At 45.8% G+C, this 12,956-nt stretch carries 13 protein-coding genes and 1 riboswitch; of the genes, 12 read left to right on the forward strand and 1 reads right to left on the reverse strand.

The window, feature by feature from the left end:
- Window positions 1–51 precede the first annotated feature (51 nt).
- From purR to thiT, 4 genes are all read left to right on the forward strand, one after another.
- Complete coding sequence (gene purR / locus P0G38_RS00335) at window positions 52–876, forward strand: pur operon repressor (protein WP_005230273.1); 825 nt, start codon at window positions 52–54, stop codon at window positions 874–876.
- Between the two features lie 179 nt (window positions 877–1,055).
- Entirely contained in the window at window positions 1,056–2,429 is a 1,374-nt protein-coding gene (glmU, locus tag P0G38_RS00340; protein ID WP_275853541.1) for a bifunctional UDP-N-acetylglucosamine diphosphorylase/glucosamine-1-phosphate N-acetyltransferase GlmU, read from the forward strand.
- Window positions 2,430–2,545: 116 nt separating this feature from the next.
- Window positions 2,546–3,520, forward strand: coding sequence for a ribose-phosphate diphosphokinase (locus P0G38_RS00345; RefSeq protein WP_008381705.1), 975 nt, complete (start codon window positions 2,546–2,548; stop codon window positions 3,518–3,520).
- Between the two features lie 181 nt (window positions 3,521–3,701).
- Window positions 3,702–3,803, forward strand: a riboswitch (TPP riboswitch).
- Between the two features lie 51 nt (window positions 3,804–3,854).
- Window positions 3,855–4,427: an energy-coupled thiamine transporter ThiT gene (gene thiT, locus P0G38_RS00350; protein WP_074934241.1), complete on the forward strand. Its 573-nt coding sequence runs from the start codon at window positions 3,855–3,857 to the stop codon at window positions 4,425–4,427.
- Between the two features lie 55 nt (window positions 4,428–4,482).
- On the opposite strand, the gene P0G38_RS00355 is transcribed toward thiT, so the two are convergent.
- Window positions 4,483–5,271: a hypothetical protein gene (locus P0G38_RS00355; protein ID WP_275853546.1), complete on the reverse strand. Its 789-nt coding sequence runs from the start codon at window positions 5,269–5,271 to the stop codon at window positions 4,483–4,485.
- 231 nt (window positions 5,272–5,502) lie between these two features.
- Between P0G38_RS00355 and P0G38_RS00360 the strand changes: the two genes are divergently transcribed.
- From P0G38_RS00360 to priA, 8 genes are all read left to right on the forward strand, one after another.
- Window positions 5,503–6,219: a class A sortase gene (locus P0G38_RS00360; RefSeq protein WP_005230283.1), complete on the forward strand. Its 717-nt coding sequence runs from the start codon at window positions 5,503–5,505 to the stop codon at window positions 6,217–6,219.
- Between the two features lie 75 nt (window positions 6,220–6,294).
- Entirely contained in the window at window positions 6,295–7,959 is a 1,665-nt protein-coding gene (locus tag P0G38_RS00365) for a patatin-like phospholipase family protein (protein ID WP_074536315.1), read from the forward strand.
- On the forward strand, window positions 7,952–8,167 hold the full coding sequence (locus P0G38_RS00370) for a YdbC family protein (RefSeq protein WP_005230288.1): 216 nt from the start codon (window positions 7,952–7,954) through the stop codon (window positions 8,165–8,167). The genes P0G38_RS00365 and P0G38_RS00370 overlap by 8 nt, the downstream gene beginning before the upstream one ends.
- A 27-nt stretch (window positions 8,168–8,194) precedes the next feature.
- On the forward strand, window positions 8,195–9,079 hold the full coding sequence (locus P0G38_RS00375) for a YicC/YloC family endoribonuclease (protein WP_128488222.1): 885 nt from the start codon (window positions 8,195–8,197) through the stop codon (window positions 9,077–9,079).
- A gap of 13 nt (window positions 9,080–9,092) precedes the next feature.
- Window positions 9,093–9,374, forward strand: a complete 282-nt coding sequence (locus P0G38_RS00380) for a hypothetical protein (protein ID WP_275853550.1) — start codon at window positions 9,093–9,095, stop codon at window positions 9,372–9,374.
- A gap of 124 nt (window positions 9,375–9,498) precedes the next feature.
- Window positions 9,499–10,113 (forward strand): guanylate kinase, encoded by a 615-nt coding sequence (gene gmk, locus P0G38_RS00385; RefSeq protein ID WP_005230308.1) that lies wholly within the window; start codon window positions 9,499–9,501, stop codon window positions 10,111–10,113.
- A 5-nt stretch (window positions 10,114–10,118) separates the two neighbouring features.
- On the forward strand, window positions 10,119–10,424 hold the full coding sequence (gene rpoZ, locus P0G38_RS00390) for a DNA-directed RNA polymerase subunit omega (RefSeq protein WP_005232977.1): 306 nt from the start codon (window positions 10,119–10,121) through the stop codon (window positions 10,422–10,424).
- A gap of 128 nt (window positions 10,425–10,552) precedes the next feature.
- A complete protein-coding gene (priA, locus tag P0G38_RS00395) occupies window positions 10,553–12,955 on the forward strand; it encodes a primosomal protein N' (RefSeq protein WP_275853553.1) in 2,403 nt (800 codons plus the stop codon).
- The last annotated feature ends 1 nt before the right edge of the window (window position 12,956 follow it).

A 12,956-nucleotide genomic window follows, 5' to 3' on the forward strand; every position in this document is an offset into this window, starting at 1 on the left:
ATCCCGAAAAAGCCTTATAATAAGGCGAATAAACTAAAGGAGTTGTCCGGTGTGAAAATACGTCGAAGTGAACGACTGATCGATATGACACATTACTTGTTGAATCATCCCCATGAATTGATTTCATTGTCCTTCTTTTCTAAACGATATGCCTCTGCAAAATCATCGATTAGCGAAGATTTATCTATTATCAAAAAGACCTTTAAAGAACGAGGAACAGGCATTCTTGATACCGTGCCAGGCGCTGCTGGCGGTGTTTTTTTTGTGCCTGAAATTTCTGAAGAAGAAGCGTATGCGTACGTCGAAGGGCTGGCAGAACGCTTGTCTGAGCAAGACCGTTTGTTGCCTGGCGGCTATGTTTATCTATCTGACTTATTAGGCGAACCGGAATTGCTGCGCCAAGTCGGCCGCATCATCGCTTCCAAATATTTAGGCGAACAAATCGATGCGGTGATGACCGTTGCTACTAAAGGAGTGCCGATCGCTCAAGCAGTCTCTTACTACTTGAATGTTCCCTTCGTGATCGTGCGTCGTGATTCCAAGATCACTGAAGGCTCGACCGTGAGTGTCAATTATGTCTCTGGTTCTTCAGAGCGCATCGAAAAAATGGAATTATCCAAACGCAGCTTAAAGCGCGGCTCTAGAGTATTGGTGGTCGATGACTTTATGAAAGGCGGCGGCACGGTCAATGGGATGAAGAGCTTGATTGAAGAATTTGAAGCCGAATTAGTCGGTATTACGGTTTTTGCCGAAACGAAATTCAAAGGCAAGCGGGCCATCAGCGATTACAGTTCTCTGCTGTATGTTGAAGATGTCGATACCCAGACCAAAACGATCTCGGTAGTACCGGGAAATTACTTTGAGAAAAAAGCCTGATTTTTTGTGGCTCTTAGACTGGCGCAAGCAGCTGTTTTTTAAACGGCGGCCGCCAGTCTTTTTTTTGATTGGTCTAGGTGGGGATTCCTTAAATCGTTGAAATTTACAAGTACTTGGGCTAAACTGTTTATAGGAAATTCAATGAACAAAAATCGTTCAGATTGATAGGAGTGGAATACGTGGACACACGTTTTGCAATAATTTTAGCGGCTGGAAAAGGCACGCGCATGAAATCGAAGTTATATAAAGTGTTACATCCTGTTTGTGGCAAACCAATGGTGGAGCACATCATGAATCGAGTGGTGGAAACAAATCCTGAAGAGATCGTGACGATCGTCGGTCACGGGGCAGAAATGGTCAAAGAGCAACTGGGGGATCGCACCAACTATGCCTTACAAGCCGAACAATTGGGTACAGGCCATGCTGTCGTTCAAGCCGAATCGTTTTTAAAAGGCAAAAAAGGGACGACCTTAGTGATCAGTGGGGATACACCGTTATTGACGACGGAAACCTTGAATAACTTGTTCGATTACCACCAAGGGAAAAATGCGTCGGCGACAATCTTAACGGCGCAAGCGGCAGACCCAACAGGCTATGGCCGAATCGTGCGGGATCGTGTCGGTATCGTGGAGAAAATCGTTGAGCAAAAAGATGCGTCGATCGAAGAAGCGCTGATCCAAGAAATCAATACAGGGACGTATTGCTTCGATAATGAATTGTTATTTGACGCCTTGGCAAAATTAGATACGGACAATGCCCAAGGGGAGTACTACTTGACTGATATCATCGAGATCTTAAAGGAAGACGGCAAAATCATCGCTGCTTATCAAACCGAAGATTTTCATGAATCATTAGGAGTCAATGACCGCATCGCTTTAGCCGAAGCCAATCGCTTGATGCGTCAGCGGATCAATCGTCAGCACATGCAAAACGGCGTGACCTTGATCGATCCGGCAACGACTTATATCGACGAAGGCGTTGTGATCGGCTCAGATACCTTGATCGAAGCCGGTGTCACCATCAAAGGGAAGACGACGATCGGAGAAGATTGTGTCATTACGGCAGCTTCTGAAATTGAAGACAGCAAGATCGGCAACCAAGTGACGATCAAGGCATCGACGATCGAGGAGAGCATCATTCATGATGGCGCCGATGTCGGTCCCAATGCCCATCTTCGTCCTAATGCGGAAATTTTGGCCCATGCCCATATCGGGAACTTTGTGGAGGTCAAAAATGCGACGATTGGTGAAGGCACCAAAGTCGGACACTTGTCTTATGTGGGCGATGCGACCTTAGGCAAAAACATTAACGTCGGCTGCGGTGTAGTCTTTGTTAATTATGACGGCAAGAGCAAATTCAAAACGACTGTCGGGGACAATTGCTTTATCGGCTCCGGGTCTAATCTGGTTGCGCCCTTGACCATCGAAGAGGAAACGATGATCGCTGCTGGCTCAACGATCACCAAAGATGTTCCTAAACACAGTATGGCGATTGCCCGCGCCCGTCAGGAAAATAAAGCGGATTACGCGAAAAAGTTACCTTATCTAAATTAGAAATAGCGAAATGACTTGATTTCTTAAGGAAAAATGACTACTATTTATTAGGAAGAAGATTCTAGTAAAAAGGAGTCATTTTTTTCTAGATGAACGCAAAGAAAGTGGAGGTTCTCATGTCAAATCATTATTTTGATCCAAGATTGAAGATTTTTTCTCTGAACTCAAATCGTCCTTTGGCGGAAAAAATCGCAGCTGCAGTAGGTGTTGAATTAGGTAAGTGTTCAGTCAAACAATTTAGCGATGGTGAAATCCAAGTGAATATTGAAGAAAGTATTCGTGGTGCCCACGTCTACGTGATTCAATCAACCAGCAGCCCTGTAAACGATAACCTAATGGAATTGCTGATCATGATCGATGCTTTGAAGCGCGCCAGTGCGAAGACGATCAATGTAGTAATGCCTTATTATGGTTATGCAAGACAAGACCGCAAAGCGCGATCAAGAGAACCAATCACCGCAAAACTTGTAGCAAACATGATCGAAAAAGCCGGTGCGAACCGCATGGTTACACTGGATTTGCATGCTTCACAGATTCAAGGGTTCTTTGATATCCCAGTTGACCACTTGATGGGTGCACCATTGATCGCCAACTACTTCTTGGAAAGAGGCATTCAAGGCGATGACGTCGTCGTCGTTTCACCAGACCACGGGGGCGTGACTCGTGCCCGTAAATTAGCTGAGTTTCTTAAGTCACCAATCGCGATCATCGACAAACGTCGTCCGAAAGCCAACGTAGCGGAAGTCATGAATATCATTGGTCATGTTGAAGGCAAAACTTGTGTCTTGATCGACGATATGATCGATACTGCGGGTACCATCACATTGGCTGCGAATGCGTTGAAACAAGCAGGTGCCAAAAGTGTTTACGCCTCATGTACTCACCCTGTCTTGTCAGGACCGGCCTTGGAACGGATCGAAGATTCGGCCATTGAGCATCTAGTTGTGACAGATTCGATTTACTTGCCAGAAGACCGTAAGTCGAAAAAAATCGATGAGATCAGTGTTGGTGCCTTGATGGGCGAAGCGATCAAACGAATCCATGAGAACAAACCAGTAAGTCCACTGTTTGAATCAAAATTATCAATTTAATCGTGCCTCATAAGCATGAGAACAACAGCCAATGGTCGGTCTTTAACCGCTCATTGGTTGTTTTTTTCTGAGGAGTTTCAGGATGTTTTTAGAAAAAACGATCGCAGTCATGTTTCTTTTCACCAATTTATGGTATTCTTGAAAGTGACTTGCGAAATGCAAGCAAAAAATAAAATAGAATCTAATCACAAAGGGGAGTCTGCAAAGGCTGAGAATGAGAGTACTCTAAACCCTTCGTACCTGTTTCGATCATGCGAACGTAGGAATTGTGACGAGTTGAAGTGTCCAACACTTCTCCTTTGTGAATTGTGATGATTCTAAAGGAGGAGTTTTTTTGAAACGAAAAATGTCGCTGCAGGTGTGGACGGAAGGAACGATGATCGCTGCGATTGGGGTCGTCTTGTCGTATATCCCGATCCAGACAGCCAATTCCAGTATCGACTTGTCTCTAGGTCTCGTGCCCTTGGTCTTGTATTCGTATCGTCGCGGAGTGCTGCCGGGAATGACGGCTGGATTTATGTGGGGCTTGCTGAATATTTTGATTGGTAGCGCCATGCGTAACTTTATCACCGTTCCACAGATCATCTTTGAATACCCCTTTGCCTTTGCTTTTGGCGGGATGGGCGGCTTGTTTGCTAATAAAATCCAGCAAGCGATCCGTCAAAACAGCAAAACCGTTACGTGGTATGTCGTCTTAGGGGGCATCGTGGCGGTGATCAGCCGTTGGTTTTGGCATTATTGGGCTGGGGTCTTTGTCTGGGGAATGTACGCACCGCCAGGACAAAGTCCGTATCTGTATTCCTTGATCTTTAATGGATCATCGGTCATTATCAATATCGTTTATGTAGGGGTCGTCCTAGGTCTCTTAGTCAAGGCAGCCCCGAAATTATTTGTCCCGAAAGTTTAGTTTTAGAAATGGAACCATCAAAAAATGTCTTGATGCTCTTTGAGAAAGAGAAGCATCAAGACATTTTTTTGTCGATAAAGCCAAACGCTAGATCTTCTTGGTCGATTTCCAACGACCAGCTTTTTTTGCTGGCTGAATAGCGTAAAACAGCGATTTGATCCAGCTCTTTTTGATTGACCAGCGTGTTTTTTAAGCCAGCATCTTCTGACAGATAGATCGGGATCGTATAGGTTCTGTCGATCAATTGTTCTTGTGTTAGACAAAAGACGATGCCTTCTTGCATGATTCCCCGCAATTCTTTCAGCAAATTAAAATCGAGCTTTTCCACCGGTGTTGCTTTTTTAAAAAAGGAGAGGCGATCATTGATTTTTTCTAAGACGATGTGGGTGATCCGATCCGCCAAGATCCGATAATATTCATCTAAATAGCGATAATAAACGCGGGAACGTGCATCTTTTAAGTCAAAGAAAACAAAGTTATTTTGCAGTTTGTAAAAGAAAGGGGAGTGGAGGTGTGTCTTCATGTGGCCAAAATATAACAACTCGGAGATCTCTAAAGGCGTCAATTCTTTGACCATCTCGTAATCATTAAAATCGATCCACTTCATTTCTTCGGCAACACGACCTTTGTTGACCTGCTGAAAAAACAGTTGGACGTCTTCCATTCCGCGTATCACTTTTAAGCCCGTATGACCGTCGAATTCGCCGAAATCACTGGAAGGATCAAGCAAGAGCAAATTCTTGGGCTGATGGACGATGCTCTTGTTAAAATCTTGGGGGGCAAGCCCGCGGGTCAAGACGGCATTGCTGGTTGTATCAATATGTACGTAAATCGTGTTAGACATGCCGATCGATCCCTCCTATATACTAAGTTCATTCTACAACAAAGCGCTGAAAATTGCTTGTATCTTTTCGTTTAAAGTTATATTACAAAATAACAGAAAAAACAATTTTTAAGTTCCCTTTTTCGACATAAAAAGGCAAATCTTGTCTTTTCGTAAAAAAACTGGCCAAAATTGGCGTCTTTATGAGGATTTTGGTATGATAAAAGAAGAAACTAATGGAGACGAAAACCTATGAGAAAAAAGAAACGCAGACTTTCGAATTGGCTGAGCAATCTCTTTTTGCTTTTGCTGTTATTGATTGGTTTAGCATTGATTTTTAATAATCAAATCAAAAATTATTTTATTAAACAAACAGGTGAAGCATACGCAGTCGGCACCATTGATCGCAGTGATGTGGAAAAAAATATGGAAGCGGAAGCGACCTTTGATTTTGATGCCGTGGAGCCGGCGAGTTCAGAAGCAGTCTTACGGGCGCAGCTGAGCAACAAAGCCTTACCAGTGATCGGCGGCGTGGCGGTTCCTAGTGTGGGGATCAATCTGCCGATTTTTAAAGGCTTGGCCAACGAGGCCTTGCTGTATGGTGCTGGTACGTTAAGTCCCACCCAAAAAATGGGGGAAGGCAATTACGCACTAGCCAGCCATCGCGCTCAATCGCCAGAGCTTTTGTTTACGCCATTGGATGATGTCGCCATCGGAGCGGCTATCTATGTGACCGATCTGGAAAATATTTACACGTATACCGCGACTTCTTCTGTGCGGGTCGACCCGACCGATGTCTATTTGCTTGACGAAGTGGAAGGCCGTAAAATGATCACGCTGATCACCTGTGGCGAAATGGGCGGTGTCACCCGTCGTGTGATCCAAGGTGATCTGGAATCTGTAACGCCTGTCGACGAAGCAACGGATGAGATGCTGGCGGCATTCAACATGGCACAACGAACATTTTAATCAAAAGAATAGCTCGAGTGGTACGGCAGCTGGCGTGTCATTCGTCTATTCTTTTTTGCTTGAGGAGGCGTCTTGATGAAAGTGAAAAAACTGACTTCGATCGATTTTCTTGCACAAAGGGCAGGGTTTCAAGAAAGCCGACTCGTCTTTTCCTTTTTTGAGTCGCATTCAAAAGCGCGACGAGCCTTTCTAGCCGATATAGCGCAGCAGGGCTGGCAGATCGACAGCCGTTACGGACGTTTTTACCTTGCTGGGCAGTTTGATTTTGACCAAAAGACACTGACTATCACCAATCTGCTGGTGGAAGCAGCCGCCGATTTTACTTGGAAACAACTGCTAGCCGTGACAGAAAGCTTTGCTCGCAGTCGTTTTGTAGCAGCTGTCTCGTGGCAACTTCCTCATCGAACCCCCTTGGCTGAGTGGTTTATCCAGCAAGGGTATCAGGTGGTCCCTCAAGGGTATCAAAGAGCGCTAGCTTATCAGACGGCGCTGGTTTTAGGCGGTGGCGGTGCTCACGGGGCGTATCAAATTGGTGTTTGGCAAGCGCTGCAAGAACGGGGCATCACCTTTGAATGGATTACGGGAACTTCCGTCGGTGCCTTGAATGGCGCCTTGATTTTAATGAACGATGTGGAAGCGGCCGTCGATTTATGGGCAAATATCTCTAACGAGCAAGTATTGCACTATCCGCTTGCTTCGGTACGTGCCCAAACACTGCGAGATTTGATGAATCAAGCCAATTCGCTGGTCCGCGAAGCGGTCAAAAGCAACGGTGCCAGTACCGAACCGTTGGCAAAGCTTTTGCAAAAGACCTTTGATCAAGAAAAATTCAGCCAAACTGCTTGTCGTTTGCTGATCTGTACGACTCGTCTGCCCGATTTCAAGGAGACGGTTTATGCCTTTGATCCATCCGCAGTAGAGGAAAATCTGCATTGGTTGTTGGCATCCGCTTCATTTTATCCAGCGATGCAGGCGCAAAAAATTAACGACGCTTATTACATCGATGGCGGCTATCGCAACAACCTGCCCATCGATGTCGCTGTCCAGCAAGGGGCAACGGAATGTATCACCGTGGATGTCCAAGGACCTGGCATCAATAAAAGGACGGTTGTGACGGAAGAAACTGCGCAGCTTTCGTTGGGGTCTCCTTGGTCCTTAGGCAGCTTTTTGGTTTTTGATGCCCAGCGTTCGCTGGATAATATGACCTTAGGCTATTTGGAAACCTTGAAAGTGTTCGGCAAATACCAAGGCCATTGGTATACCTTTGAAAGGACGGTTGATTTTCAGCCGTTATGGCGGGGCTTTTTGAAGGAGCTGCGCCAGACAGACCCGCTGCTTTATCAGGAACTAAAGAAAAAAGAATTTTGGAAAAAAATGCGTAAATTCTATCAACAGGATGTGCCATTTGAGCAGTGGGGGCGTATACTGATAGAGTGTACCGCGAAAGTATTGTATCTAGCGCCTACAGTGATTTATGAGCAGGAAACGATTCTAACGGCTTTAGCTGAAAAAATTGCGCTAAAGGCAGTGGAAGAAGCCGATGCCTGGTCGATCACCGAGTGGCTGAGCTATTATCGCGACCGTTTTTTTGTCTTGTCCGAGCAAAACCGCTTTTTCTTTTTTTATCGGACGCAGCAATTGAATCTGCCCGCCCTTCAGCAGATTCGTCGGCGTTACCCGCTGACTGCTTTAATGGCAGCGTATAGTCACTATCTTTTGAAAGGAGCAGAAAATGGATAAATTTTCGTATGAAATCGTTGAAGAGATCGCCGTGCTTTCGGAAAATCAAAGAGGCTGGCGCAAAGAATTGAATTTGGTGAGCTGGAATGGGCGCCCGCCAAAATTTGATCTGAGAGATTGGGGCCCAGAGCACGAGAAGATGGGCAAAGGCGTGACCTTATCCAATGAAGAATTTGCAGAACTTAAAAAAGCCCTGCTTTCCATGTAAGAAAGCAAAGCGGTGAGGAGTGATCAAATGAAAAGTATGACTGGTTTTGGCAAAGGCAGTGCAGAAACGCCAGATGTGCAGATCGAAATTGAGATCAAAAGTGTCAATCAGCGCTTTTTGGACCTGCAGCTGCGAATGCCCAAACAATTGAATCCTCTAGAAGGTGCTTTACGGCAGTCGATCAAGCAGACCCTCCAGCGAGGACGAATCGAATTGTATGTGACGTTAAAAGAAAAAACCGCAAATACGAAACAGATCGAGATCCAATGGGACTTGCTGGAACGTTTCATGCAGGAAATCGATACCGAAGCCAAAGACCGTTTTGACCTAGCAGAGCTGCCAAAAGCAGCATTGCTGGAACAATTCCTGCTCCATGAGGCCTTTCTAACGATCTCGGATCAAGAGCCAGAAGAAAGCACCTTGGCCGATGGCGTGATGGAAGCATTAGATCAAGCGCTGGCAGCGATCGATCAAAGCCGCTGGGTGGAAGGGCAAGGTATTTTGCAGATCATGCAAGAAAACCAGCGACAGCTGCAGGAAAAGCTGACAGAACTCAAACAATTCGTGGGCCTCTATGAGGCGGACTACCAAGAGCGCTTTGAAAAGAAACTGACTGCTTATTTAGGGGAAGAAGTCGATCGCGATCGTTTACTGACAGAGTTAGCGATTTTATTAGAACGCGGCGATATCCACGAAGAACTGGATCGTTTAAGTATCCATTTAACGACGATGACGGAGCTGCTGGCAGCTGAGACACCGATAGGTCGAGAGCTGGATTTCTTGATCCAAGAGATGAACCGAGAAGTCAATACGATTGGCTCAAAATCAAGTCCGATCCAAATCAAAAACAGTGTCGTCCAAATGAAGACGATCATTGAAAAAATCAGAGAACAAGTTCAAAACATCGAGTAGGAGGAATGAACCAATGAAATATTACGATATCACCTTTCACGAACTAAGCGGAAAAAATGTCATCAAGCGCAGTATTCCTTCTGACAAAGAGAATTTCTCTGCGTGGGAAGATGCCTGTGTAGCCATCGAGCCAGATTTTCTCCATCTATTAGTTGATAGCGTAGCTGTTTCTTTAAATCGTCGGTACATCGTACGTATCGATTGCCAAGAAGTGACGGATCCTACTGAAAAAGCGATCACCGCTAAAGACGAATTGGCAGGGGTCATCAATACCTTAAGCAACATGGGCTTTTAAGAAAGCGGCCGAAGTGTAGACTAGCAATTTCATGAAATTCCCATTATAATAAAGTAGTTCTTGAAAGTTGCTGAAAAAAAGTGCAAAATAGACGTTAAGCAAATGTCAGTGAAAGGACGTCATTATGTCAGAGCGAGGATTACTTATAGTTTTATCAGGACCTTCCGGAGTAGGGAAAGGGACCGTGCGCAAAGCAATTTTTGAGAGTGACGACAACGATTTTCAATATTCCGTTTCAATGACCACTCGTCAAAAACGCGAGGGGGAAGTGGAAGGGGTCGATTACTATTTCCGCACGCGTGAAGAATTTGAAGCCTTGATCGAAGCCGGTGAAATGCTGGAATACGCCGAATATGTCGGCAATTATTATGGAACCCCATTATCTTATGTCCAACAAACACTGGATCAAGGAAAAGATGTGTTTTTAGAGATCGAAGTGCAAGGGGCAAAACAAGTAAAAGACAAAGTTCCCGATGGTGTGTTTATTTTTCTGACGCCACCTGATCTGGCAGAATTACGCTCTCGTATTACAGGAAGAGGAACCGACTCTGCCGAAGTGATCGATGAACGGATGCGTGTCGCCCGTGAAGAAATCGAAATGATGGCTTTATATGATTATGCCGTTGTCAATGATGAAGTACCTAAGGCAGTCCAACGAATTCGCGAAATTATTTCGAGTGAACATTTTCGCGTTGACCGAGTGATCGGAACCTATATCAAAATGTTAGAGGAGCTGTAAGAAATATGATGTTAAAACCTTCAATCGATTCTTTGTTGGATCGTGTCAATTCAAAATATTCATTAGTGATCTTAGCAAGCAAACGGGCGCATGAACTTGATGCCGGTGCGCAAGCAACACTAGAAAACTTTGATTCAGTGAAAAGCGTGGGTCAAGCACTTGAAGAAATCGAAGCGGAATTAGTCGTTAATGATCCGCATCCAGAAATCAAGCGTGCCCGCTTGAAAATGGAACAAGAAGAGCGCAAAGCGCAAAAAGACCAAGAACAAAAAGAATTAGAAGCGCGTATCCGCGACGAACAAAAGCTATAGACAAAAGCAAGCTAGAGCACGCCTGTGTTCTGGCTTTTTCTTTTGAATGATGATGGTTAAATTTTTGTAAGGGGTACAGACAAACCCCCACCCATTTAGTAAAATAGAACCTAAAAGGAGGAGAAGAAATGGCGTACATAGCAGAAGTGATCGTGGATGTTCCCACGATGCAGACCGATCAGCCTTTTACCTATCTGATCCCATCAGAATTACAAGCCGCCATTGAGACAGGGATGCGGGTCGAAGTGCCATTTGGCAAGGGTGACCGCCATATCCAAGGGTTCGTCGTCGGCCTTTCAGAAGTTGCCGAACCGCAGCAGACCTTAAAACCAATCGTTCGTTTGTTGGATTTGTCGCCTGTCGTCAATGAAGAACTTCTCCAATTAGCCGACTACATGAAGGAAACGACCTTTGCCTTTAAGATCACTTGCTTGCAGACGATGCTGCCTAGTGTGATGAAAGCCGAGTACCAAAAGCAGATCGTTTTGCTGGAAGGAAATCATCCCATCAAAGAATTTTTTCCCAAAAATGGCATCCTCAGCTGGCAAGACGCCGAAAGTGCCGGGCTGTTGCCGCAGTTGAAGCCTTTGCGGGAATCCGCAGTAGTTGAATTGCAGTATCTCGTGAAAAATAAAAACAAAGCGAAAATGACCCGTTACATTGAACGCAAGATCGATCCAGCAGAAATCCCCGCCGTCCAGCTACAGCTGCGCAAAGGGGCCAAACGCAAGCTGGAAATCTTACAGATTTTGACAGAGGAAGCCCGCTTGCCGGTTTCCTTTTTTACCGAACAAGGGATTTCCACCGCGGCTTTGAACCAAGCGCAAGAAGCTGGTTGGCTGACCTTTACGGAAGTTGAAGCCTACCGTGATCCTTACAAAGACCGTCAATTTCAAAAAACGGTCCCGCTTGAATTAAATGAAGAACAGGCAGCTGCAGTAGCGCAAATCACTGCTTGTGCGGATAACCAAGAGGCACAGACTTTTTTACTGGAAGGGATCACCGGCAGTGGAAAAACAGAAGTCTATCTGCAAGCGATCGCCCAATTGCTGAAACAAGGCAAAACCGCGATCATGCTCGTGCCAGAGATCGCGTTGACTCCGCAAATGGTCGAACGCTTTAAAAGCCGTCTAGGCGACGCAGTGGCTGTTTTACACAGCGGCTTGTCCCAAGGTGAAAAATACGATGAATGGCGTAAGATCGAACGTGGGGAGGCGCAGGTGGTGGTTGGCGCCCGCTCGGCGATTTTTGCTCCGTTGAAAAACATCGGGGTCATCATCGTCGATGAGGAGCACGAAGCCTCCTACAAGCAAGATGAAGCCCCTCGTTACCATGCGAGAGATTTAGCGATTTGGCGCAGCCAGTACCATCGCTGTCCAGTGGTGTTAGGCAGTGCGACGCCGTCATTGGAATCTCGTGCCCGGGCGCAAAAAGAGGTCTACCGCTTATTGAAATTGAATCAGCGGGCAAAAATCAGTGCGCAATTACCGCAGATCGAAGTCGTGGATATGCGTACCGAATTTGCCAATAAAAAGTATCAAACCTTTTCTCGTCCGTTACAGGAAAAAATTACAGACCGATTGGCCCGCAAAGAACAGATCGTCTTGCTGCTGAATCGGCGCGGCTACTCTTCCTTCGTGATGTGCCGCGATTGCGGGTATGTTTTGCCCTGTCCAAATTGCGACATCTCCTTGACGCTGCATATGGATACCAAAACGATGCGCTGTCATTATTGCGGACATGAAGAACACATCCCCCATCGTTGCCCCAACTGCAATGCAGACAAGATTCGTTATTACGGAACGGGCACGCAAAAAGTGGAAGAAGAGTTGAAGGAACTGTTTCCCGAAGCGCGGGTTTTACGGATGGATGTCGATACCACCCGCAAAAAAGGCGCCCATGAAAAAATCTTGACCTTGTTTGGGGAGAAAAAAGCGAATATTTTGTTAGGGACTCAAATGATCGCCAAAGGCTTGGATTTCCCTGATATCACACTGGTAGGGGTCTTGAATGCCGATACCGCCTTGAATTTGCCAGATTTTCGTTCGAGTGAACGGACGTTCCAGCTGTTGACTCAGGTCAGTGGTCGGGCAGGTCGGGCAGAAAAAACCGGCGAAGTGGTGATCCAAACATTCAACCCTGAGCACTACGCCATCCAATTGGCGCAGTCGCAAGACTACGAAGATTTCTATCAAAAAGAGATGTGGATGCGACACCAAAGCGGCTATCCACCGTATTATTTCACCGTCAAAATCACCTGTAGCCATCCCGAAGAGCAAGTCGCCGCTCAGAAGATGTTTGCGATCGCGCGGGATCTGCAGCAGGAGCTGTCACCGCAAAGTATTTTGTTGGGTCCGGCACCAAGTGCGATTTTGCGGGTGAAAAACCGTTATTACTACCAATTGATCATTAAATACAAAAATGAACCGCAGCTACCTGCTTTGTTGACCCGTCTGTTGGATCAAAGTCAAATCGATCAGCGCAAAGGATTGTACGTGTCGATTGACCAAGAGCCGTTGAATTTTATTTAGA

Origin of the sequence: Enterococcus casseliflavus (assembly GCF_029215545.1) — a bacterium.
Classification (GTDB): Bacteria; Bacillota; Bacilli; order Lactobacillales; family Enterococcaceae; genus Enterococcus_D; species Enterococcus_D casseliflavus.